Annotated in this window: 28 protein-coding genes and 1 pseudogene; 20 read left to right on the top strand and 9 right to left on the bottom strand. The window is 33.4% G+C overall.

Features of this window, described 5'->3' with window-relative positions; translation table 11 throughout:
* The first annotated feature begins 23 nt into the window (after positions 1–23).
* Both LMD38_RS12760 and LMD38_RS12765 read left to right on the top strand, forming a co-directional pair.
* Positions 24–482, top strand: a complete 459-nt coding sequence (locus LMD38_RS12760; RefSeq protein WP_062822382.1) for a GNAT family N-acetyltransferase — start codon at positions 24–26, stop codon at positions 480–482.
* Positions 483–584: 102 nt separating this feature from the next.
* Positions 585–1,082 carry a DinB family protein gene (locus LMD38_RS12765; RefSeq protein ID WP_061182514.1) on the top strand — a complete coding sequence of 166 codons (498 nt, stop codon included), beginning with the start codon at positions 585–587 and terminating at the stop codon, positions 1,080–1,082.
* Positions 1,083–1,126: 44 nt separating this feature from the next.
* On the opposite strand, the gene LMD38_RS12770 is transcribed toward LMD38_RS12765, so the two are convergent.
* Positions 1,127–1,543: a hypothetical protein gene (locus LMD38_RS12770; protein ID WP_016717733.1), complete on the bottom strand. Its 417-nt coding sequence runs from the start codon at positions 1,541–1,543 to the stop codon at positions 1,127–1,129.
* Positions 1,544–1,664: 121 nt separating this feature from the next.
* On the opposite strand from LMD38_RS12770, the gene LMD38_RS12775 reads away from it, so the two are divergent.
* From LMD38_RS12775 to LMD38_RS12785, 3 genes are all read left to right on the top strand, one after another.
* Complete coding sequence (locus LMD38_RS12775; protein WP_000865980.1) at positions 1,665–2,312, top strand: response regulator transcription factor; 648 nt, start codon at positions 1,665–1,667, stop codon at positions 2,310–2,312.
* The gene (locus LMD38_RS12780) at positions 2,305–3,681 is read left to right on the top strand and encodes a sensor histidine kinase (RefSeq protein ID WP_016717732.1); all 1,377 of its coding nucleotides are present in this window, start codon (positions 2,305–2,307) and stop codon (positions 3,679–3,681) included. The genes LMD38_RS12775 and LMD38_RS12780 overlap by 8 nt, the downstream gene beginning before the upstream one ends.
* Positions 3,682–3,882: 201 nt before the next feature.
* Positions 3,883–5,676, top strand: a complete 1,794-nt coding sequence (locus tag LMD38_RS12785; RefSeq protein WP_016717731.1) for a Xaa-Pro dipeptidyl-peptidase — start codon at positions 3,883–3,885, stop codon at positions 5,674–5,676.
* A 53-nt stretch (positions 5,677–5,729) separates the two neighbouring features.
* Here the strand turns inward: LMD38_RS12785 and LMD38_RS28715 are convergent.
* Positions 5,730–6,004 (bottom strand): annotated as a pseudogene (locus LMD38_RS28715) (hypothetical protein).
* A gap of 189 nt (positions 6,005–6,193) precedes the next feature.
* Here LMD38_RS28715 and LMD38_RS12795 point away from each other — a divergent pair.
* From LMD38_RS12795 to LMD38_RS12805, 3 genes are all read left to right on the top strand, one after another.
* On the top strand, positions 6,194–6,958 hold the full coding sequence (locus LMD38_RS12795) for a class I SAM-dependent DNA methyltransferase (RefSeq protein ID WP_016717729.1): 765 nt from the start codon (positions 6,194–6,196) through the stop codon (positions 6,956–6,958).
* 202 nt (positions 6,959–7,160) lie between these two features.
* Positions 7,161–7,424, top strand: a complete 264-nt coding sequence (locus LMD38_RS12800) for a hypothetical protein (protein ID WP_000432426.1) — start codon at positions 7,161–7,163, stop codon at positions 7,422–7,424.
* Positions 7,425–7,620: 196 nt separating this feature from the next.
* On the top strand, positions 7,621–7,851 hold the full coding sequence (locus LMD38_RS12805) for a hypothetical protein (RefSeq protein WP_000789031.1): 231 nt from the start codon (positions 7,621–7,623) through the stop codon (positions 7,849–7,851).
* A 260-nt stretch (positions 7,852–8,111) separates the two neighbouring features.
* Here the strand turns inward: LMD38_RS12805 and LMD38_RS12810 are convergent, their stop codons facing one another.
* Entirely contained in the window at positions 8,112–8,543 is a 432-nt protein-coding gene (locus LMD38_RS12810; protein ID WP_062822383.1) for a cytidine deaminase, read from the bottom strand.
* Between the two features lie 184 nt (positions 8,544–8,727).
* Here LMD38_RS12810 and LMD38_RS12815 point away from each other — a divergent pair, with 184 nt between their 5' ends.
* The 9 genes from LMD38_RS12815 (at position 8,728) to dltD (ending at position 17,124) form a co-directional block, all read left to right on the top strand.
* Positions 8,728–9,219: an ankyrin repeat domain-containing protein gene (locus LMD38_RS12815; RefSeq protein WP_228920334.1), complete on the top strand. Its 492-nt coding sequence runs from the start codon at positions 8,728–8,730 to the stop codon at positions 9,217–9,219.
* Positions 9,216–9,812 (top strand): DJ-1/PfpI family protein, encoded by a 597-nt coding sequence (locus LMD38_RS12820; RefSeq protein ID WP_000981414.1) that lies wholly within the window; start codon positions 9,216–9,218, stop codon positions 9,810–9,812. The genes LMD38_RS12815 and LMD38_RS12820 overlap by 4 nt, the downstream gene beginning before the upstream one ends.
* Positions 9,813–10,200: 388 nt before the next feature.
* Positions 10,201–10,557 carry an FtsB family cell division protein gene (locus LMD38_RS12825; protein WP_001228718.1) on the top strand — a complete coding sequence of 119 codons (357 nt, stop codon included), beginning with the start codon at positions 10,201–10,203 and terminating at the stop codon, positions 10,555–10,557.
* A gap of 258 nt (positions 10,558–10,815) precedes the next feature.
* Entirely contained in the window at positions 10,816–11,142 is a 327-nt protein-coding gene (locus LMD38_RS12830) for a DUF3870 domain-containing protein (RefSeq protein ID WP_000271328.1), read from the top strand.
* Positions 11,143–11,285: 143 nt separating this feature from the next.
* The gene (locus LMD38_RS12835) at positions 11,286–12,347 is read left to right on the top strand and encodes a dipeptide epimerase (protein WP_062822384.1); all 1,062 of its coding nucleotides are present in this window, start codon (positions 11,286–11,288) and stop codon (positions 12,345–12,347) included.
* Positions 12,348–12,386: 39 nt separating this feature from the next.
* On the top strand, positions 12,387–13,388 hold the full coding sequence (locus tag LMD38_RS12840) for a C40 family peptidase (RefSeq protein ID WP_062822385.1): 1,002 nt from the start codon (positions 12,387–12,389) through the stop codon (positions 13,386–13,388).
* 21 nt (positions 13,389–13,409) lie between these two features.
* Entirely contained in the window at positions 13,410–15,032 is a 1,623-nt protein-coding gene (locus LMD38_RS12845) for a peptide ABC transporter substrate-binding protein (RefSeq protein ID WP_061182923.1), read from the top strand.
* Positions 15,033–15,148: 116 nt separating this feature from the next.
* A complete protein-coding gene (locus LMD38_RS12850; RefSeq protein ID WP_062822387.1) occupies positions 15,149–15,676 on the top strand; it encodes a GNAT family N-acetyltransferase in 528 nt (175 codons plus the stop codon).
* Between the two features lie 266 nt (positions 15,677–15,942).
* Positions 15,943–17,124 (top strand): D-alanyl-lipoteichoic acid biosynthesis protein DltD, encoded by a 1,182-nt coding sequence (gene dltD, locus LMD38_RS12855; RefSeq protein ID WP_062822388.1) that lies wholly within the window; start codon positions 15,943–15,945, stop codon positions 17,122–17,124.
* Between the two features lie 38 nt (positions 17,125–17,162).
* Here dltD and LMD38_RS12860 read toward each other — a convergent pair whose 3' ends face one another.
* Positions 17,163–17,387 (bottom strand): hypothetical protein, encoded by a 225-nt coding sequence (locus tag LMD38_RS12860; RefSeq protein ID WP_000558704.1) that lies wholly within the window; start codon positions 17,385–17,387, stop codon positions 17,163–17,165.
* Positions 17,388–17,527: 140 nt separating this feature from the next.
* Between LMD38_RS12860 and LMD38_RS12865 the strand changes: the two genes are divergently transcribed.
* The gene (locus LMD38_RS12865) at positions 17,528–18,016 is read left to right on the top strand and encodes a DinB family protein (protein WP_016717720.1); all 489 of its coding nucleotides are present in this window, start codon (positions 17,528–17,530) and stop codon (positions 18,014–18,016) included.
* Positions 18,017–18,054: 38 nt separating this feature from the next.
* Here the strand turns inward: LMD38_RS12865 and LMD38_RS12870 are convergent, their stop codons facing one another.
* Both LMD38_RS12870 and LMD38_RS12875 read right to left on the bottom strand, forming a co-directional pair.
* On the bottom strand, positions 18,055–18,660 hold the full coding sequence (locus tag LMD38_RS12870) for an undecaprenyl phosphate transporter UptA (protein WP_062822389.1): 606 nt from the start codon (positions 18,658–18,660) through the stop codon (positions 18,055–18,057).
* 234 nt (positions 18,661–18,894) lie between these two features.
* Positions 18,895–19,659 carry a DUF1836 domain-containing protein gene (locus LMD38_RS12875; RefSeq protein WP_000447224.1) on the bottom strand — a complete coding sequence of 255 codons (765 nt, stop codon included), beginning with the start codon at positions 19,657–19,659 and terminating at the stop codon, positions 18,895–18,897.
* A gap of 259 nt (positions 19,660–19,918) precedes the next feature.
* Between LMD38_RS12875 and LMD38_RS12880 the strand changes: the two genes are divergently transcribed.
* Together LMD38_RS12880 and LMD38_RS12885 are read left to right on the top strand one after the other, a co-directional pair.
* Positions 19,919–20,368 (top strand): hypothetical protein, encoded by a 450-nt coding sequence (locus LMD38_RS12880; protein ID WP_000914477.1) that lies wholly within the window; start codon positions 19,919–19,921, stop codon positions 20,366–20,368.
* Positions 20,356–20,664 carry a YxcD family protein gene (locus tag LMD38_RS12885; protein WP_000447759.1) on the top strand — a complete coding sequence of 103 codons (309 nt, stop codon included), beginning with the start codon at positions 20,356–20,358 and terminating at the stop codon, positions 20,662–20,664. The genes LMD38_RS12880 and LMD38_RS12885 overlap by 13 nt, the downstream gene beginning before the upstream one ends.
* Before the next feature lie 24 nt (positions 20,665–20,688).
* On the opposite strand, the gene LMD38_RS12890 is transcribed toward LMD38_RS12885, so the two are convergent.
* The 3 genes from LMD38_RS12890 to LMD38_RS12900 are packed head-to-tail and all read right to left on the bottom strand — an operon-like array spanning position 20,689 to position 22,522.
* On the bottom strand, positions 20,689–21,924 hold the full coding sequence (locus LMD38_RS12890) for an NAD(P)/FAD-dependent oxidoreductase (protein WP_016717715.1): 1,236 nt from the start codon (positions 21,922–21,924) through the stop codon (positions 20,689–20,691).
* Positions 21,921–22,253 carry a (2Fe-2S)-binding protein gene (locus LMD38_RS12895; protein WP_000087050.1) on the bottom strand — a complete coding sequence of 111 codons (333 nt, stop codon included), beginning with the start codon at positions 22,251–22,253 and terminating at the stop codon, positions 21,921–21,923. The genes LMD38_RS12890 and LMD38_RS12895 overlap by 4 nt, the downstream gene beginning before the upstream one ends.
* On the bottom strand, positions 22,250–22,522 hold the full coding sequence (locus LMD38_RS12900) for a (2Fe-2S)-binding protein (protein ID WP_016717714.1): 273 nt from the start codon (positions 22,520–22,522) through the stop codon (positions 22,250–22,252). Before LMD38_RS12900 ends, LMD38_RS12895 begins: the two co-directional genes overlap by 4 nt.
* Positions 22,523–22,556 lie beyond the last annotated feature (34 nt).

The raw sequence follows: 22,556 nt of genomic DNA on the forward strand, positions 1-22,556 counted from the left end.
TTTCATATTAAGGGGGAATTTATTTGAAAGATATACATATTCAACAAATTGAAGATTTAATGATATATGAACACGATTATCTTGTCCAAGAAAGCAAAGAAGAAGGATTTAATTTTCTAGTAAAACTAATAAGTGAATATGAAAATAAAATAAACACATTTAATAAAATTGGTGAATGTCTATATGGTATTTTTCAAGGAGAAAAGTTAATTGGAATAGGAGGGTTAAATGAAGATCCATATACAGAAAACTATAAGATTGGTAGGGTAAGGAGATTTTATATTGCAAAAGAATACCGAAGGAAAGGAGTAGGGAGGTTACTGTTATTGCGAATTTTAAGCGATGCGAAAAAATATTTTAATATTGTTGTCTTGCATACAGATACAGAACAGGGAGACAAATTTTATACTTCAAGTGGATTTGTGAAAGGGACAAAATATGTAGGAGCGAGTCATTATGTGAACATATATAAAAGGATATAGTTAATTATTATTTATCTCTTCTATCGGAACTTTTGTTCTGTTTTTTAGGTGGATGGGTGGTATAATTTATATGAATCTACTATTAGAATGGGGAATTGGATAATGGGAGAAAATAAAATTATTAATGATTTCAATGAATATTCAATTTGGATAAATACATTGAAAGGTATGAAAGAGGAATTGTGGGTGGCACCAATATCAGAAGGGAAATGGACTGTTGGTGAGATCGTATCTCATATTATGAACTGGGATGACTATCTTCTACGTGAGACATTATCATCAGTGAGAGATGGACAGGGAATGGATTTTCCTGATTTTGATACATATAATAAACTAGCATCTAATTATGCCAAATCAGGTATATCTAAAATGAAACTTCTTGAAGAAGCAGAAGCTAAAAGAGAGTTACTTGTAAAAGAACTTAGATTACTGCCTGCTGGAAATCTAGAGAAACCTTTAACGGCCAATGGGGTATCATACTGTCCTCATACTGGAACGCCGTATTCTCTTATTTATATTATTAAAGAATTTATAGAGCATGATAACCATCATAAAAGACAGATTATTCATTTTTTAAATGAAAATGCAGTTGCTAACTGATAAAGAAAGATCCCACAAATGATATTTATGGGATCTTTCTTACATTATAATTTAACATTCATTTCTTTCAATAATCCCTTCGGATCACCTTTTACATAATAGAAGTGTGGATTATTTTCATCGTCGTAAAGCATAATATAAGGTTTTTCGTTAAGTGGTAGAAGAATAAGTACTTCATCAATTGTAGTTTGTAGCCATTGATTTGTAATAGAAACTGGTTTAGATAAAGGGATTTTTATCATGTGACCATCTTTTGGAACGACATTTAAGTTTTTGAACGGGCCAGTAATAGATTTAGCATATTGAACAGCTTCTTTTTGAATAGCTGAATCTAAAGATTGTTTTTGAACGACCATTTCTTTTTTGCAATCAAATACTTCAATTTGTTGATTACTATTTGCGAACACGTTTGTCGATAATAAGAAACAAAGAAGAGTAATGACCCCGATTTTTTTAATCATAATATAACACCTCGTCTTTACTATACCCTTAAAAAGTTCAAATATTTTTCTGTCACATTTATGTAACAAAGAAGTTGTATAATACATTTGGTTTTTGTTTAAAAGTAATGGAGGATCATTCATGAAAGTATTAATTGCAGATGATGAACAAGATATGTTAAGGATTTTAAAAGCTTATTTTGAAAAAGAAGGCTTCGAAGTGTTATTAGCGAAAGATGGAGAGGAAGCACTTCAAATATTTTATGATGAGAAAATTGATTTAGCTATTTTAGATTGGATGATGCCGAAACATAGTGGTATTACTGTCTGTCAAGAAATAAAAAAGAATTCAAGCGTAAAGGTATTAATGCTTACGGCAAAAAGTGAAAGTGAAGATGAATTAGCAGCGCTTCAAAGTGGGGCAGATGAATACGTAAAAAAACCATTTCATCCAGGCGTACTCATTACGCGAGCGAAAAAGCTAATACAGCATGATGATGTCATTCAAGTTCAAGATTTGAAAATTGATTTCACTAAAAATAAAGTTTATAAAAATGACAAAGAGTTAGATATTACAAAAACAGAGCTAGAATTAATAAAGTGTTTTTTAAATCATAAAGGCATGATTTTAACTCGTAAAAAATTGTTAGATATCGTATGGGGATTTGACTACTTTGGAGAAGAGCGAACTGTTGATACACATGTAAGAAGATTACGTAAAAAAGTTGGAGAAAATATTATAAAGACGCATCGTGGGCTAGGATATAGTTTGGAGGAACAGAGTGAATAAACTTGGAAAAAAACTATTTCTCAGCATTTCTTTAACTGTTATTCTTATTTTTACGATTTCTTTATTATTAATTAACTATCTTTTACCGAAATATAATATTTACAAAACACGAGAAAGTTTAAAAGGTATTACAGCACAAATACAGTCCATACCGAGCGAACAAATAGATGAAGCAATTTCTAGCATTGAAAATAAAGGAACTGTTACGATTGCGTATACATCAATTAACAATTCGGAAGATCATATTAATGATGAGTTACGCTTGCAACTTACAAGGAAAAGAGTTGCCCTTAATAAACTTTGGATTACAAAAGGTGAAATAATAAAAGTAAAGAACTTCGGACAATTGAATAAAATATATGATCAAGAGAAAACCAAATCTAGTTTTTTTGTGAAATATATTGCGAAAAACGATATGTTGATTTTAGTAGGGGTTTCTATCGCACATTCGAATGAAATAATAAAAACGTTAAACGCATTGTATTTATTCATTTTAGGTATGACGATTTTACTTATTATTGTACTTGTATGGATATTGTCAAAAGCAATTACGACACCACTGAAAGAATTAAGTGATGTCGCAGAAGATATTTCACGTTTAAAGTTTAAAAAGACAAAAGTGAAAACGAATGATGAAATAGGAGACTTAGCCACTAGTATTAATATCATGAGTGAAAAACTACATGAAGCCCATGAAGATTTAACAGATCGAAATGAACATTTAAAACGATTTATGGGTGATGTGACGCATGAATTAAAAACACCAATAGCACTAGTAAAAGCATATTCTATGGGAATAAAAGATGGTCTAGATGATGGTACGTACATAGATACAATCATTAAACAAACAGATCAAATATCAAATTTAATTGAAGAATTATTACGATTTTCTAAATTGGAAAGAGATGTTTTGCAAAAAGAAGAATTCTCTATTAAATCACTACTCCAAAGTATTATAGATAAGCATAAGATTGAACTGGATTCAAAAGAAATTGATTTGCATGTGAATTATAATGTTGGCGATGCAATTATTTATGCAGATGTAAATAAAATGAGTATGGTATTACAAAATTTAATTTCCAATGGGATAAAATATACAACAAATCAAAATATAAAAATTACTTTAGAAGATCGAAATGAAAGTGTATATTTTCAAATTCAAAATGGTATGAATGCTGAACAAATGAAAGATATCGATAAAATTTGGGAGCCTTTTTACGTCTTAGAATCTTCTCGTAGTAAAGACCATTCAGGTACAGGACTAGGTTTAGCAATCGTGAAAAGTATTTTAGAAAGGCATGGTTTTGACTATGGTGTATCTACTATAGAGGGAGAAATACGGTTTTATATAACTATGAAGAATGAATAATTTAATACGATTAGAAGCATCGTCTATTAATAGGCGATGCTTCTAATTGATTATATGTGAGTAGTAAACGAGAATAAATAACTTCAAAAAATCGTTGGAAGAGTGTTCTGCAAATTTCTCAAGTGGTTGTATGAGATATTAACTGAATTTTCAGTGATTTTGTTGTATAGTAAAAGGAGAAATATATGGGGAGGAAAGAGTATGGGGAAAAAGAAAATAGCTACACTATCAGCAATATTATCTTTATCAATTGCATCAGGTGTTTCTAGTATGACTGCGTATGCGGACAATAAAGACACAAACTACATAAATAAGAATGACGTTAAATTAAATGGAAAAATCTCAGAAGCGTTACGTTCAAACACGAAGATTGAATTAGAGAATGGGATGACAAAACCGATTTACTCGCTTGATGAAGCGATTGTTGAAAATTTATTTGTAGAAACGGAAGTAGATAGTGATCGAGATGGAAAAAAAGATCGAGTATCAGTAAAAGTTATGCGTCCAAAAACTGATCCAAATGTGAAAGTTCCTGTTATATATGAAATGAGTCCATATCGAGCGGGTTTAAAAGACGTTCCTGTATATAATGTAGATGAAGAATTGTATGCGTATGAAGGCAAACCGTATGGAGCTGTTAATCTTGGTTCATACGGAAATTATTATGTACCAAGAGGCTATGCAGTCATTTTAGGTGAAAGTATTGGAACTGGAAAATCAGATGGATGTCCGACTACTGGGGACGAACAAGAAATATTAGGGACGAAATCTGTCATTGATTGGGTAAATGGACGTGCGAAAGCATATACAGAAAATGGTGAGGAAGTTAAAGCCGATTGGTCAACAGGAAATGTAGGTATGACTGGAGTCTCTTATAATGGTACGTTACCGAATGCTGTTGCAACGACAGGCGTTGAAGGGTTAAAAACAATTATACCAATTGCAGCGATTAGTAGTTGGTATGATTATTATCGTGCAAATGGTGCAGTCATTGCGCCAGGTGGATACCAAGGAGAAGATACAGATAATATGGCAGAAGCAGTACTAACAAGAGAAAATCCTGAAGTTTGTGGACAAGTAATAAAAGAGTTAACAGCAGGACAGGACCGGAAAACTGGTAATTATAATAATTTTTGGGACAAACGTAATTATGTAAAAGATGCTAAAAACGTAAAAGCGAGTGTATTTGTTGTTCATGGTTTAAATGATTGGAATGTAAAGACGAAGCAGTTTGCGCAATGGTGGGAAGCACTTGGAGAGAATGATGTCCCTCGTAAAATGTGGTTACATCAAGGTGGACACGGTGGAACATCAACGAATGACTGGCAAAGAACACAAAATAAATGGTTCGATTACTGGCTGTATGGAATTGAAAATGGGATTATGAATGAACCAATGGTTGATGTACAACGTGAAAATAAAACTTGGGAAAAATTAAAAAACTGGCCAGATCCATCAGCGGTGCCGTCCAAAGTTCGTATGTATTTAAGTAACAAAGCAGTTAATTTACCATTAAGTATGGGCTCTGCAAATAAAGTTTTCTCATTCGCAGATGATGCAAAAATGAAATCAAATCAATTAATAGCAAGCCCAGAATTAGAAGTAGCCAATCGATTAGTGTATACAATGCCTGTACTGCAAAAAGATATGCGCATAAGTGGCACACCAAAGATTTCAATTACAGGAAATATTGATCGATCTGTATCAAATTTAACAGCATTACTTGTTGACTATGGAGGAACGAAGCCGGAAATCGTAACACGAGGCTGGATGGATCCACAAAACTTAAAGAGTATAGAAACTTCAACAGCGATTCAACCGGGCAAAGATTATACATTTACATGGGACATGCAGCCAGATGATTATGTCTTTAAAGCTGGGCATCAAATAGGGGTCGTTTTAATTGCTAGCGACTATGATTATACAATTAGACCGAAAGCGGGAACAAAGTTAACAGTAAAATTAAGTGAAGTGACATTACCAATTGTGAAATAAGATCACATGAAATTGAAAAGGCAGAAACGTTATAAAATCAACGTTTCTGCCTTTCACTTTTTATTGGTAGATACAAAAAGGCTTACAATAAATAAAAAAATTGCATTTATGATCAATAGGCCACTAAATGTAAGCCCAGCAAAACCTCCAGCGAATCCATCTCCTACTTTTTCACCAATTACATGCAAAGTGGCAAAGAAAACGATGGGGGAAGAAAGAATGAAAATGCCACTTGTAATTTTCCATATTCGTCTATACTTCTTTGCAATAAAGAAAATTACGGCATTAAAAGCAATAAGAAGTAAAAAAATATAATGAATGAATTCATCATAGGCTCCTCTTGGTAAAATTCTGAATTTTCATTCGCAAGGAAATGTTATATAATATGATTATATTGTATGGAAAGCGAGTGATATATTATGACAGTCAGCTCTTTCGAATTTTCATTAAAAGTAAAGGTACAGGAAGATTAATTGAAAGAAAATCTTCCGTACGTAAAAAACGGAGGAGAAAATAAATGTTTAGTTTTTATAGTACACTTTGCACGGAACTTTATGATTTCACAAAGCCTGTCGGTTATTCTTTAAATGGTGATATTGAGTATTACGAAGAACGTTTAAAAAATTGCACCGGAAGAATTCTCGAAGCGGCAGTAGGATCAGGGCGTGTCATTATCCCACTTCTTGAAGCTGGTTTTACAGTAGATGGGATAGATTATTCACCTGAAATGCTAGATTCTTGCCATATACGGTGTAAAGAGAGAGGATTACATCCTAATTTATATGAAGGAAGTTTACAACAATTTTCACTGCCACATAAATATGAGGCAATTATCATTCCTACTGGATCTTTTTGTTTAATTGAAAATCGTACAGATTCTATAAATGCATTAAAATGTTTTTATGAACATCTTAATCCAGGCGGGCGATTAATCGTAGATATTATGCTTCCACATGATTGGAAGACTGGGGAGATTCATACATCGACTTTTTCTTTACCGAGCGGAGACGGAATTACATTAGAAAATAAATCAATTGAAATAGATTGGCTGAACCAAGTTACTCTATCATATTTAAAATATGAAAAATGGAGTAAAGGACAGTTAGTACAAACAGAACTACAACGCTTTGCGATGCGCTGGTATGGAATAGAAGAGTTTAAACTTCTGTTAGAAAGTATAGGTTTCTCTAACATTGCTTGTTCTGCTGATTATGTTTATGAAAATGAACCGTCAAATGCTAATCAAATGTTTACTTTTGAAGCCGTACGAAAAGAAAAATGAAGAACTACCTAAGAAAACAAGGCGATCGACATAATATCGATTGCCTTGTTTTAATCGTATATTATTTACATGCTATTTCGTTTTTATCGTCCAAGCATCTTTCTATTAACTACATATGATATTTATATTAGAGACAGTCACTATTTTAAATAGAACTGTTATTTTTCTATAAATGTTATTTTGGAGAAGTAGGGGGATAAATTTGGAGAACGTAGAACAAGATAGAATTGAGAATCAAGTGTATTCAAATCGTGTAGTAAGATCAGAATTTGATGCGAATTGGGAAACGTGTATATCAAAAAGTGGTTATGTAATTTATGTAGCAACAAGTAACAATGCTGAAGTAACAGTACTTCTTGCAGATGGTTCAAGTAAATTATTAATTTTTGAAAAAGGCGGTAAAGTAGTAGTAGGTGGCGGTGGAACAAGTCATTACAGTAAGCCGCATATCGCAAGAAATATTTAAGGAGTTAATTGAGAAGAAACCTATAAGTAATATAGAAAAAGCATTTCCTATTTCGGGAAATGCTTTTTCTATGTTATAGTATAATAGTGTTTTAAAACAATGTTATTTTAATATATTTCAGATTTTGTTGTGTATTATTTTTATATTAAATTAGTTGTGTAAGTATTTTTTTATTTAAGGAGTAATAATTAGAGAAATGAAAAATATCGACTTTATACTAGAAAGTGATGAGGCATTAAAACCGTCTGAACGATTAGTACTATTATTATTAGAGAAGCATAGAATGTTATATACGAACGATCTATTAGCATTATCTAATTTATCATATAAAACATTAACGGATTCATTAACAGCACTAGTTTTAAAATCATATGTACTAAAGGAAACAGGCAAGGGAAGAAGACAGAATTGTTATAGATTGGTATGATAAGATCCCTCATTTTAGAGATCTTATATTAATGTTTTTTTGAATGTAAGGGTAAATTCTATTTTGGTTTTCAAATGAAAAATACAGGGCGAGGCTCGATTGCGTATTTGAATTTCATTTTTATTAATGTAATTCTATCAGTATTGAAAATAGAAAAATAAAATAAACTGCAAAAAACAGAAATAAAAAAACAATCCGTTTTTAAAATGGATTGTTTTTTATTGGAATAATATTATTTAATGAATGGAAAACAGGAATGATTATTCTACTTCACTTGTATACTTTTCAGGTAATAATTCCATTACGTTACATTTTACAAGTTCACCATTATAAGAGAGTATAACATTCGTATTTTTTCCGTAATCACTTATTAATTCTCGACACATCCCACATGGAGCAACAACCCAACATTTTTCTATATCTTCATGAGGGTGTGGGTGTGCAACTGCTACAATGGTATCAAATTCATGATCACCTTCGGAAATAGATTTTCCTATTGCCATGGCTTCACCACATACTGTTATTCTTCCAACATTTGCTTCAACATGCACTGCTGCATAAATATTACCCGTTTTAGTTCGTACAGCTGAACCGATATGATGACGACCATATTTATAGTTTTTTTCGATTACTTTTTCAGCAGCTGTAATTAAATTATAGTCTTCACTATTTAAAGGCATTACTTGTAACATAATTTCTCCTCCTTATAAAACATGATTATTGGTATTTTAACGGAATATTTTAATATTTAAAACAAAAGATAGGAATACGATAGATAATATTGTTATGTAAACTGTTATTTTAAGAGGAAAATATAATAATCAATAGAACATATAGAAGAGTGTAAGTAAATATTTTGAATGATGGGAGATTATTATGGAGATTTTACAATCAATAACACAAGCTGTTATAAGTGGTAATAAGGAAAAAGTGGTGGAGTTTATAAAGACGAATCCAAGTGCAGTTAATGAATTTAGTGAAGATGGGTGGACGCTACTTCATTTAGCGGCTTATTTTGGACAAAAAGAGATAGCGAGTTTTCTTTTAGAAAGTGGTGCAGATATACATATTAGAGCAAAGAACGAAAACGAAAATACACCTTTACAAGCGGCAATAGCGAATAAGCAAATTGAGCTTGTTGCTTTCTTAATTGAAAAAGAATCAGATGTAAATGTTATACAAAGTGGTGGTTGGACGGGTCTCCACGAAGCAGCATTATTAGGGAATGAAGAAATTATCGTATTGCTTCTTAAAAATGGAGCTAATAAGATGATTGAGAAAAATGATGGAAAAACAGCCTATGATATTGCATTAGAAAAAGGACATGAGCACCTTTTACATTATTTGCATCAGGAAGTGAACATATGATGAATAAATGGAGTATAGGTGTATTTTTATTTGATGATGTAGAAGTGTTAGACTTTGCAGGGCCATTTGAAGTTTTTTCTGTAACCGAAGCGGATGAAGAAAAACCATTTACTGTTTATACAGTTAGTCAAAATGGAGAAATGATTACAGCAAGAAACGGATTAAAGGTACAGCCGGATTATAGTATTGAAGATTTACCACCAGTTGATATTTTACTTATTCCAGGTGGTAAAGGCGTTCGGGAAAATGAAGTGCAAAATGATATTATAATCAATTGGATTCGTCAGCAAATGAAAGAAGTAAAACTAATGACTTCAGTTTGTACTGGAGCGTTATTACTTGCGAAAGCCGGTTTACTGGATGGCTTAAAAGCCACAACGCACTGGGCTAGTATTCAAACGTTCAAAAAAGATTTTCCGAATGTAGAAGTAATGGAGAATGTGAAATTTGTAGATGAAGGGCACATCATTACATCGGCAGGTATTTCAGCTGGTATTAACATGTCATTTCATATTGTGAAAAATTTGTTAGGTGTGGAGGTTGCTGAGGATACGGCAAAAAGTATGGAATATGATATTGATTTACAAAATTAAAAAAGCCCAAATTGGGCTTTTTTCTTATTTTAAGTGTATATAGGTATAATCTATGCTCTAAACTTAAGCTCTTAAATAGTCATTCAGGTTTTATCAAATATACGACAATGCATTTCTTTTCTCCTTGTAATCATGTTAAAACAAGGAGAAATTTGTATGTAAAAAAACTCTTCTACAATAGTAGAAAAAGAATAACAGAAACTACTATTTTATGCCAGTATACATAAAAAAGTGCAATATAAATATGGAAATGTCGTCGAATGCTATCTTTAATTGGTTAATTAGTGAGATATTTTTGTGAAGGAGCTTATTTTATAAGAATAGAATTAAAGTTAATAAGAAATCATGCCGATGGTAGTGAAAATATATGTGTTAGGGGGATTTCATAATGAGGAAACTCAAGCGAATAAATGTTCCTAATATACAAGAACAACTATCACAGTCTAATGAGAATCGAGCAATTAATAAGAAAAAACTAAGGCGATTTATATTCATGTTTATATTTATTGCGGCGGCTACTTTGTACGTTCAATTTATTTTAACGAAACAACAAGAAATAATTGTAGAAAAAAAAGATACAATAACGAACCAAAAAAAACAATTGCTTTCTTTAAAGAAAGATAAGGCTTCTTTAAAGACTAACATAGAAAATTTAACAGACGATGAAGAAGAAATTTTAAAGTTTGCGAGAAAAGAATATCAATTTTCTAAATCAAATGAAACTATATTTGTGTTGCCGAAGTAGTGTAATAGAACAGTTAGCAATAGCTAGCTGTTTTTTTATGTATGATGTCATGGTACAAGAAACAATTACATATTGTAAAAATGAAGAGCTCGAGCTGTTTTTGTACTTATGGAATATATACGAAAATAAATGTTGTTAAAATTCTGTCAATTGTATTATAATACAAGGTAAGCGGATACATTTTTTAATCCATGTTGAGTTTATCACTCATACGACTATTAAGAAAACCGTTATCCCGTATTAGAAAGGAAGAGAGCTGTGTACGCTTCAAATACAATTTATGTCGTAGGGGATGCGAAAGCACCTCAAAATAATCCCATTACCGAAAAGTTTAAAAGCTATTTTGTAGCGTTTGTACTTGTTAAGGAGACTGGGGAAATTGTAGATGCAGATTGCTCAGCGACAATTGCATTAACATCTCAATTCGTTAAATATTTATTTCTACATAAAAATATTAATGACCCAGAATTAGTAATGGAAATAAAAGATCGTTATTTCGGTTCGTCTCAAAAAGCACTACTTGTAGCATTAAAAGATGCACAGAAAAAATATAATCAAATCGCTGCTTTGTCTACACATTCATAGACAAAATCCAGCCGTAAGAATCTTCTTATGGCTGGATTTTTTTATTTCCCATTAACCTTCCACATGAAAAGTAGGCAAAAGAGGAGATGTATTGCTCCAAAATCATTGAGAATTAAGGTTCTATTTTGCGAGAAAACGAAAGGATGAACAAAATGAAAATTACTGATGTAAAAGTAAATCGTAGACGTGTAAATCTGCATACACCGTTTAAAACGGCGCTTCGTACTGTAACCGAAATAGAAAGTATAGACGTATATATTCATACAGATGAAGGAATTGTTGGCAAGGGTGCTGCAGCTGCAACACCAGTTATTACGGGGGATTTCGCTAGTGGGATTGAAGAAGCAATTTTAGGTCCGATGCGTTCAAGTTTAATTGGTCAAGATATTACTCAGTTTCAGCAGTTACTACAGCACATTCAAATGAGTTGTATTGGAAATCCAAGTGCAAAAGCGGCGGTAGATATGGCTTTATATGATGTGTATTGTCAATATCATAACGTTCCACTTTACGCATTATTAGGTGGAAAAAAAGAAATTCACACAGATATTACTGTAAGTGTAGATGAACCGTTCATTATGGCGAAAGAGGCAAAGCAACATGTAGAAAAAGGATTTCAAACTTTGAAAATTAAAGTGGGGAAATCTGCCCCTTTAGATTTAGAACGTATTGAAGCGATTCGAAATAGCGTACCAAAAAATACGACGTTACGATTAGATGCAAATCAAGGTTGGAATCCAAAAGAGGCAGTTTCTATCATTAAAGAGATGGAAAATCGTCATTTAAATATTGAATTTATTGAACAACCTGTTCATGCGAAAGATTTGGATGGTTTAAAGTACGTCAAAGATCATGTAAAAACGCCTATTATGGCAGATGAAAGCATATTTTCAGCGGGTGATGCATTGAAAATCGTTCAAGGAGGATATGCAGACTTGCTCAATATAAAATTAATGAAATGCGGTGGTATACGTGAAGCGTGGCGTATTGCTGATATCGCAGAAACAGCTGGTGTAAAATGTATGGTCGGAAGTATGATGGAATCCTCACTTTCTGTTAGTGCTGTAGCCCATTTAGCAGCTGCACATCCTAATATTCATTACTTCGATCTCGATGCACCGCTTTGGTTAATGGAAGAACCAGAAGGAATGACTTATTCTGGGTCAAAGGTAAACCTTCAATCGACAGTGAATAGTAAATCTTAGGAGAAAAGACTAGTAAACTATCTTTTAAGGGGGATATGTATGAAAAAAGTAGGAACTGCATTTTTAACAACTTTATTTATATTTTCATCGTTTACATCAGCACATGCTGAAGAGAAGCGAGATAGCAAAGCGTTTATCGATGTATCTGCCGCAACACTTTGGACCACACCTGATTCATTACGGCCAATTGATGTACCAAGCGCTACAAATCCAGTTGATTTGTGGAAGTGGACGAAATCGATGACACTTGATGAAAAACTTTGGTTAACAAACGCAAATAAATTAGAAACGCAAGCGCTATTAGGTCAAGAAGTAACGGTTGTTGATAAAAAAGGGGATTGGGTGAAAGTGTTAGTCCATGGTCAGCCAACACCACGAAATGAGGAAGGTTACCCAGGGTGGATGCCTGAAAAACAGTTAACTTATAATCAAGAATTTGCAGATAAAACAAATGAACCTTTCGTATTAGTAACGAAACCGACAGCAATTTTATATATAAATCCTTCTGAAAAACATAAATCGCTTGAAGTGAGCTATAATACGCGACTGCCGCTACTAAGTGAAGATACAATTTCATATCGCGTGTTGTTACCAAATGGACAGAAAGCTTGGCTACGAAAAAATGATGGAACGGTTTATCGTTCTCAAAATGATATTCCAACTCCGGCAGCCGATGATTTAATAAACACAGGGAAAATGTTTTTAGGATTACCGTATATATGGGCTGGTACAAGTGGCTTCGGATTTGATTGCTCTGGATTTACACATACAATTTATAAATCGCACGGTATTACCATTCCGCGAGATTCTGGACCGCAATCGAGAAATGGAGTTGCAGTGGATAAAGAACATTTACAAAAAGGAGATTTAATTTTCTTCGCACATGATCAAGGGAAAGGTAGTGTTCATCACGTTGCTATGTATATTGGTGACGGAAATATGATTCACTCACCAAGAGCTGAAAGATCGGTAGAGATTATACCACTAAATACACCAGGATATATAGAAGAATACGCTGGTGCGCGTCGTTACTTACCTTAAAAAATAGAGGGAGGTTTTCAAATGAAAAAAGTTGTTCGTTACTCATTAGTTAGTACTCTATTAGTTTCTTCAATTTTAGTTGGCTGCGCAAAAGAAAAAACAGCGACAAAGCCGAAAGATGAGAAAAAAGTATTACAGTTACTAGAAACGGGTGAAATTCCGTCATTACATTCAGGGAAAGTAACAGATGCAGTATCATTTAACGTTTTAAATAACGTAATGGAAGGATTATTCCGCTTATCGAAAAATGATGAAGTGATTGAAGCTGGAGCACAAAAATATGAAGTGAGCAAAGATGGAAAAACATATACATTCCACTTACGTGATGCGAAATGGTCTAACGGAGATCCAGTAACAGCGCAAGATTACGTATATGCTTGGAAGCAGCTTATTAATCCGGATACTGCTTCTCAATATGCATACATTGCGTACGATGTGAAAAATGCGGAGAAAATAAATAAGAAACAACTAGGGTTAGAGGAATTAGGAGTAAAAGCGAAGGATGATAAAACGTTCGTTGTAGAGTTGGAACATCCTGTACCGTATTTTACGAAATTACTTATTTTACCATCATTCTATCCAATTAACGAAAAATATGCGAAAGAACAAGGTGATAAATACGGATTAGAAGCAAATAAAACGGTATATAATGGGCCTTTTACACTATCTGATTGGAAGCATGAAGCGAGCTTTACAATGAAGAAAAACGATAAGTATTGGGATAAAAAAGAAGTGAAGTTAGATGAAGTAAACTATCAAATTGTTAAAGAAATTTCAACTGCGGTAAATTTATATGAAACAGATAAAGTTGATAGAGCTGTCATTTCTACAGAATTCGTAGATAAATATAAAAATAATAAAGAGCTAAAACAATATACAGATCCAGTTATGTACTTCTTCCGATTTAATGAAAATGTGCCGATTCTTAAAAATAAAAATGCACGTCTTGCACTAAGTACAGTGTTTGATAAGAAAGGACTTGCGACTTCGTTTTTAAATGATGGTTCGGTTGCTGCAAACTATTACGTGCCAAAAGGATTTTTAAAAGGTCCAGATAACAAAGATTTTAGAAGTACAGCAGGTGAGTTTAATAAAACGGATGTAAAACAGGCGAAAGAATATTGGGAAAAGGCGAAGCAAGAGACTGGTATAAATGAAGTAACGCTTGAGTTATTAAACTATGATTTAGAAAACTTTAAGAAAGTAGGAGAATACATTAAAGAACAGCTAGAGAAAAACTTACCAGGCTTAAAGGTAAATGTAAAATTACAACCACATACGCAAAAGCTAGCGCTAGAGAAGAAGAAAGAATATGAAATGTCATTATCACGTTGGCTGCCAGATTATCCAGATCCAATGACATATTTAGAAGTATTCCTTTCTGGAAGCAGTGTGAACAATACTGAATATGCAAATCCAGAATATGATGCGTTAATTAAGAAGATTAAAACAGAATTAGGTAATGATGAAAAAACTCGTTGGAAAGCATTGCAAGATGCTGAAAAGATGTTGCTGGATGATGCGGTAATTGCTCCAGTATTCCAGCGTGGATTATCTTACTTACAAAAGCCATATGTGAAAGATTTATACGTACATCAATTTGGACCAGCAACAAGTTTAAAGTGGGCAGATGTACAAAAATAAAGGATGAGAAAACAGACTCCACGTGTGTGGTAGTCTGTTTTTTAATTAAAGTCGGGTAAATAGTACATGGTATAATTTACTAGTCTGTATAAAATTTTGGAGGGGAATGAAGTTTTATGTTTGAAGAAAAGAAAGTAATACATACAAAAAGGTTATTCATGAGAAAGCCCATTATAGAAGATATTGATCAATTTTATAGCATAGTAAAAGAAGAGGCTGTTGGCAAATGGCTTGCTAAATCAAAGGGAATGTCAAAGGAAGAAGTAAAGGACTATATTATGCAACTAATATCACATTGGGAACAGTATGGTTTCGGGGTATGGTTGTTAGTTAATAGAAATACAGGAGAGCTTTTAGGACATTGTGGTTTAAGAAAAATAGATGAAACAGGTGAAATAGAAATTATGTATTTACTTGATCCGGAATATTGGGGAAATGGATATGCGTCAGAAGCAGCAAAGGCTTCCATTCAATATGCAAAAGAGATGATGAATGTAAAAAGAATAATTGCTAGAGTAAAAGTAGCAAATGAGAACTCGAAAAAACTTTTACGAAACCTAGGGTTTATATATACTCATGAAGTTGATTATAGCGGGCGCTTATTATCATATTTTGAACTCAATACATCATCCGAAGAATTCTAGACATTTCATATGTTTTTTCATTGTTAAAAAATAAAATTATTACTAAAATTTCAGTGTGAAATGTATGTAGAATCTTGTATAATTAACGTGTTTCTATGGAAACATTTTCTTGCGCTATATATAGGTCTTAATAGAACAAGGAAAGAAATACATACATGTATATAATAGATAAATAGAATGGAACATGTATAGAGAAAAAGGAGAGAAATGATGACGTGTCAAAGACAAGGGTTACAATTTAATTGCGATAGGAAGAGGAATAAAAAATGAAAATGAAGCATGCCTTTGGTCCCATAATTTTAGCGTGTGTACTTTTTTTCATTATCATACTCATTCCATCGAAAAGTTTAGTATCACTGATTAGTGATAAGAAAGTAGAAGATGCGGCAACTTCTTTACAAAAAGAAAAATTACAAAGTGTATTCTTGCAACAGAAAATGTTAGAGAATTCGCAGTATTTACCGATGTACGGTTCATCTGAATTTTTACGAATGGATGCATATCATCCGTCTAATTATTTCAAAGTAAATCCCGCTGGTTTTACGCCATATTTAATCGGAATTGGCGGTACACAAAGTTTAGCTCATATATTAAATATGACGTCTACAATAGATGAGTTAGAAGGTAAAAAAGTAGTCTTTGTTTTATCGCCACAATGGTTTACAAAGACTGGGGTTTCCCAAGGGGATTTTACGAACAATTTCTCCAAACAACAAGCATATCATTTTATTTTTAATGATAAAATAAATGTAGAAATGAAGAAGCAAATTGCGAAACGACTTTTAGATTATAAAGTTGTTCAAGAAGATGATATATTAAAAAATTCCTTAGAAGGTATTGTATATAATGATACGAAACATAACGTAAAAGCGGGCTTAGTTAAACCACTTGCTTATATGCATCGAAATATTTTAGATCATAGAGATTTATTTAACTCTATATTTAAGATTGAGCCGATGAAAGAAAAAACAAATGTGGGACTACGTTCAATTTCTTGGGTAGATGCACGTAAACATGCGGAAGAAGAAGGGAAAGCGGAATCTACTACAAACACATTCGGAATTGAAAATCCATATTACTATAAACATAATTTGAAGAAAAAGTTAAAAGGTTTAAAAAACTTTAGAGCAAATGAATCGTATGAAGAATCACCAGAATATGATGACTTACAAATTGTTTTAAATATTTTTAAAGAGAAAAATGTCAAGCCGCTCTTTATTTCTGTACCTGTAAACGGACCATGGTATGATTACGCTGGTTTCCCTAAAGAGCGCCGTGAAGTGTATTATAAAAAAGTTAGGGAACAAGTTGAGAAAGCAGGATACCCAGTAGTGGATTTCTCTGGCCATGAATATGATAAGTATTTCTTAAAAGATACAATTCATTTAGGTTGGAAAGGCTGGATTTACTTTGATGAAGCAGTGCAAAACTTTTATACAGAGAAATAAGTGTAGATAAAAAGGAACAGCTATAAGCTGTTCTTTTTTTAGTATAGAGTATTTTGATGTGGGCAATTCGGAAAGGCGTGTATATCTTGAATTTGTCTAAAATCATAATGTTTCATTGCGAACTGCGCTTGATAAAGGTATTCATATACATACAATTGACCATCATGTGCTGAACATAATACACCAGAGGTTCCTTGCCCATTAATGAAGGAAATACCGATAGGGCGTCCGATTAAGTATTGTATTTTTTGTTGCCAATGCATAGGGGAATCACTCCTTTTTGAGATAATATACGAAATGAATGAGTGAATTGTAGCTTATCCACATAATTATGGAGGCTTTTTATACAATTTCTAGAAGATATTAATATGAATGAATTATAAGTGCGAGAAAGGATTGAATAATGAAGAAAGAGAATATTTTGGAAGAAAAATTAAATTTAATAGAATGGTGTCAAACATTGAAGGGATTAAGTGATGATATGTGGCTTCGATCATTTAAAAATGGTTCGTGGGGAATTGCAGATGTGATTTCACATTTTATCGTTTGGGATACGTTTTTAATAAAGCATAGAATTCCATACTTTATAAGTGGACAATCTGTACCAAATGTTCCAATAGATGTTGAGGAAATAAATAAGGGAGCAATTAAATATGCGAGATCTGGTATTTCAAAAGAAGGACTATTAAATCAATTCAGTGTTACTCGTAAACAGTTAGTGGATGAAATTGAGCGAATTCCCACCAAATATTTTTATAATGTCTACCAATTTGGCACTAAAAAAGTGAAATTAAATCATTACTTTTCATCACTCATTCAACATGACTTAAAGCACAAAGAAGAAATAATACAATTTCTAATACAAAATCAAGCCTATAATAAAAACCGCTAACATTTGTAATAAAATGTATAGCGGTTTTTATTATATTTTTACGCAAGATTTTTACGCTTTTTTGTCCATTTTTTTATAACGAAGTATAAAACAATAAGTATGACGCCACCAATTGCGAATGATTTCACATATGGTCCAGCAACATCGTTAATATTTTCCCAATTCTCACCTAGTTTTTCACCTAAATAAATGAAAATGATAGACCAAGGGATGATTGCAAGTGCTGTTAACGTAGTGAAACGTAGGAATGACATTTTTGTAATACCAGCAGGAATTGAAATCGCATGACGCACTACTGGAATGAAGCGTGCTGTAAAAATGACGCCAGTTCCGTAACGATTAAACCAATCTTCTGCAGCATCTATATGTTTTTTATGAATGAAAATATATTTTCCGTATCGTTCTAATATAGGTCGTCCACCGTATCGTCCAAGCCAATAAATAAAAATTTGAGCAATAACGCCGCCAATTGTACCAAATACAATTGCACCTATAAATGAGATACTACCATTGAATACTAGGAATCCCGCATAAGCAAGGACAATCTCACTTGGGATAATCTCAATCATAAGTCCAAGCATAATGCCCCAATAACCTAATCCTTCAAAAAACGTTAATACTGAATGAATAAAACTACTTACCATTGTTGCACCTTCTAGTTTATGTATTTTTGAATAGGTGAACCTTATACTTAATAACATAAAAGATTCACTATGTGTAGATTATACCTTATTTGTATAGGGGATTGCTATTTCAATTCTTTTATGCCTCTTATAAGTATTATAATAAAGTATGTAAGTTCCGTTTTCATGAAGAGATAATGAAAAGATTATTAAAAATTTCTCATAAAAAAATAGAAGCATTTCTGCTCCTATTTTTTAAGGCTTCACATCTAAGTTCTGTAAAAATAAAGTTGCTGTTACGTAACGTTTCGCTAACATTTGTACATAAGCGGTATGTACAGAAAGTGTGGCGATAATTATGGCGTTACGGATTGCTTCACGTTGCTCGTTATTAACCTGATCGAACTTGCTTGCAATTTTATCAGCTCTTTCTTTTACGATGTTTTCAATTGTATGGATTGTATCTGTTGCATTTAATTGTAAGCAATTCCCTTGATTGAGTTCTTCAAATAGAGAAGAGTATGCTCCATATAAATGAACAGGATTGATTAAGTCATCACTTCGATCGGCTGGGTCATTTACGATAAGGCGTAATAGCTTACGAATGGATTCAAAATCAAGTGCTGTTTTTAAATCTTCAACAATGAATAGTAAGGCTGCTTGTTCAATTGAATATTTTTTTCCTTTTTGAGGAGAGCCAATCATTTCTTTTATATCTCGTTTCACCCAGTTTTGCATGGCAGTTACAGAGAAACTTGTGTTTTCGATCTGATTGCCAAGCGCGACTATTTCATTTAAAGAGAAACCGACGTCTGTATCGTCAATTTTTATCAGTTTTTCAAAAATAGGTGAAAGTGCGGTAGTAATAAAAGCAGTTACGCTTTGTCCGCTTTCAATATCTTTTTTATGTGACTTTGCCCAAGCTTCTTGTAAAATACCGAGAGGCTTTTTCGTATTCCATCCTCTTAACGATAGAAGAAGGGTAGCCATTTCGTTTCGTGTGAGATGAAATGTTTCCATCTTTTCACCTCCATAAATAATAAAAAGTTCTTATGAACCTATAATATGTTTTGTTTCATTTAAAGTCAATTCTGTTTTGCTTAATTTTTCCTTTGTCACCAAACTGTCGGAAGTAAATAACACTTGCATATTTCGACAAAAGTTCATATAATAAGTTCATAAGAACCTTTAAAATGTTTTTAAAAATAAATCTATCATTCTGAATTTACTAGAAAGGTAGATTTCACATATATCTATATAAAAGGAGAATGGATATAATATGTTGAAAAAACTTGTAGCAGTCATGACAGCATTCATGGTTATCTTTGGAGCTAGTAGCTTCATGTTTGTAGATCACGCAGCAGCGAAGAGTTACAAATCTGGTAAAAAGTCATTTACACCAAGCTCAGGTCAAAAGTCAAAAGTTGATTTAAACAAAAAAGACTCAAATGTAAATTCGCAAAAAACGACTCCAGATTCAAAAACAAAAGCAACAAATACAGCACCAAAAAGTAATAAAGGAAGCTTTATGAAAGGTTTATTACTAGGTGGTCTTGGTGGTTTACTAATGGGTAGCTTATTTGCAAATATGGGAGCTCTTGGTTCTGTATTAGCGTTTATGGTAAATATGTTAGTAATGGCTGGTATCGTAATGTTAGCAATTCGTGCATTTAAATACTTCAAAGATCAACGTAAGAAAAAGGAAGATGAAGTAGCATGGAAACGATAAAAATTTCTGAACAAGAACTAATCAATGCCCTTTGCGTATATATCGCTGAAAAAAGACAAGTTGGTCCAGAAGAAGTTTTAGTTGAACTTATGTACGACGATGACTATGGTTTCTCTGCTGAAGTAGAGGTAAATGGTCGCCAGCAAATTTTAATTCAAGCGAACTTAATCGAAGCACTACGCTTATTACTTGACAGAGAATATAACGTCAATTCATTTGCGGCAAGATTACAACTTGAATTGGATGATGAAGAGGGCATTTACGCGTTAGCGAAATTTAATAACTCAGATGAGTAGCGAAAAGAGCTGTTGAGAGTATTCTCAACAGCTCTTTTTAGTATGTGCAAATGCAAGGGAATAATCACGCCAAATTTCATTCATTTTCCGTCTACCGACATCAACACCTTGGTTAAATTGAATGGCAGCTTGTTGACGTACGGCATGTACATGTTGGATTGCTTGTTGCAATTGTTGTTCCACCGAAGGGGAGTTTTTATTTGCTTGTTTTACGATTGAATATCCAGCAACAGCTCCTTGTGCCATAGCAATCTTCCCGCTTTCAATGCCAGTTATATTACCGGCTACAAATAAACCAGGAAGAGGGGTTTCCATTGTTTCAGAATGGAGAGGAACGTGCCCGCCTAATTCCGGAATGTAACGGAATGGACAGCCAGCTACAGCAGCTAGCTCAGCAAGAGGATATAAGCCACCTGCAATACAAACGAAATCTGCCTCATATATTTGTTCCGATCCAGTGATGATGTTTCCTTTCGTATCAATATTAGCAATGCGTACACCTTCAACTTGATCTGTCCCGATAATTTCAAGAGCTGCTTTTCGAAGATGAAGAGGTGTACCGTTTATTTTCATACCGTTATTAGGGTAAAACTTTAATCCAGCTTGTTTCGCCCAATTATATTGCATCAATCGACTACCAATACGTAATAAAGGTGACGGGGCAAGGTGTGCAGCGTGTAAGAGAGAATTTAAAACTTCTTCTGGTTCACCAGCCTGTTGACTTAACTCACTTTTTTCAGGAAGTACGATATGTTCCACTTTAATTCCTGCCAATTGTAATTCATTCAAAATGGCAAATGACAATATGTTAGCACCAATAATGATTCCTTTTTTCCCAACTTGAACACGATGTACATTCGTCATAACTTGAGCTGCTCCAATTGACATCACCCCAGGAAGTGTCCAACCAGGAAGAGGGATAGAGTACTCAGCAGCGCCAGTAGCAAGTAAAACGAAAGGTGCTTCTAACGTACCGATATTCGTATGGACGAACCAAGAACTTTCATCTTTATCTAAATTATAGACGGAAATGCCACATCGAATATCAACTGAAAGAGATTGTGCTTCTTCGTGAAGGCGTTTGGATTCTTTTATCCCGTTCCACCATTCTCCAGTAGGTTCTTGATGTAATTGTCCTAACAATCTTCCGCCAGGCTTCATAAATTCATCAATAACAAGTACTTTTAGTCCAAAACGGGCACAAGAGATAGAGGCTGATAAACCCGCGGGGCCAGCACCGATAATAATGACATCGTTCATCGCTTTTTCACCATCTCTCTCACGATATTTGGATGTTGTTTACCACTAATAACAACCATACCGTTTTCTACAACAGTTAAGCATGCTCGTACGTTTGCTTGATTGTTTACTGTGACGCGGCATTCAGAACAATGTCCAATATTACAGTAAATACCTCGTGGCGTCCCGCTATCTTCATGCACTCTTAATGTTCTTATTCCGTTCGCAAGTAAAGCAGCTGCAATCGTTTCATGTTCATATGCTTCATATTGTTGACCGTTAAATTGAAAAGTGATGCGATTACTATTATGTAAACTCCCTAAAATAGGGTGATGTGTAATTCTACTCATTTACTTTCACCTACCGATCCAAAAGTAACTGCTCGTACCGGTGGTTGGTATTTCAATGGAATATCATTTGTAGTTACCCCTGGATTTGCATTTTCAATCATTCGATCTATCATCATTCTACATGTGCGGCCACCGCAAAACCCCATGCCAGCACGTGTTCTTAGTTTTAATTCTCTTGCCGAGCATTTATAATCAGCAATTGTCGATTGAAGTTGACCGTATGTAACTTCTTCACATCGACAAACAATTAAGTGATCTTTATTCGTCATATGTATTCCTCCTCTAGTTCGATTTGCACAAATT

Origin of the sequence: Bacillus pacificus, assembly GCF_020861345.1 — a bacterium.
Classification (GTDB): Bacteria; Bacillota; Bacilli; order Bacillales; family Bacillaceae_G; genus Bacillus_A; species Bacillus_A pacificus.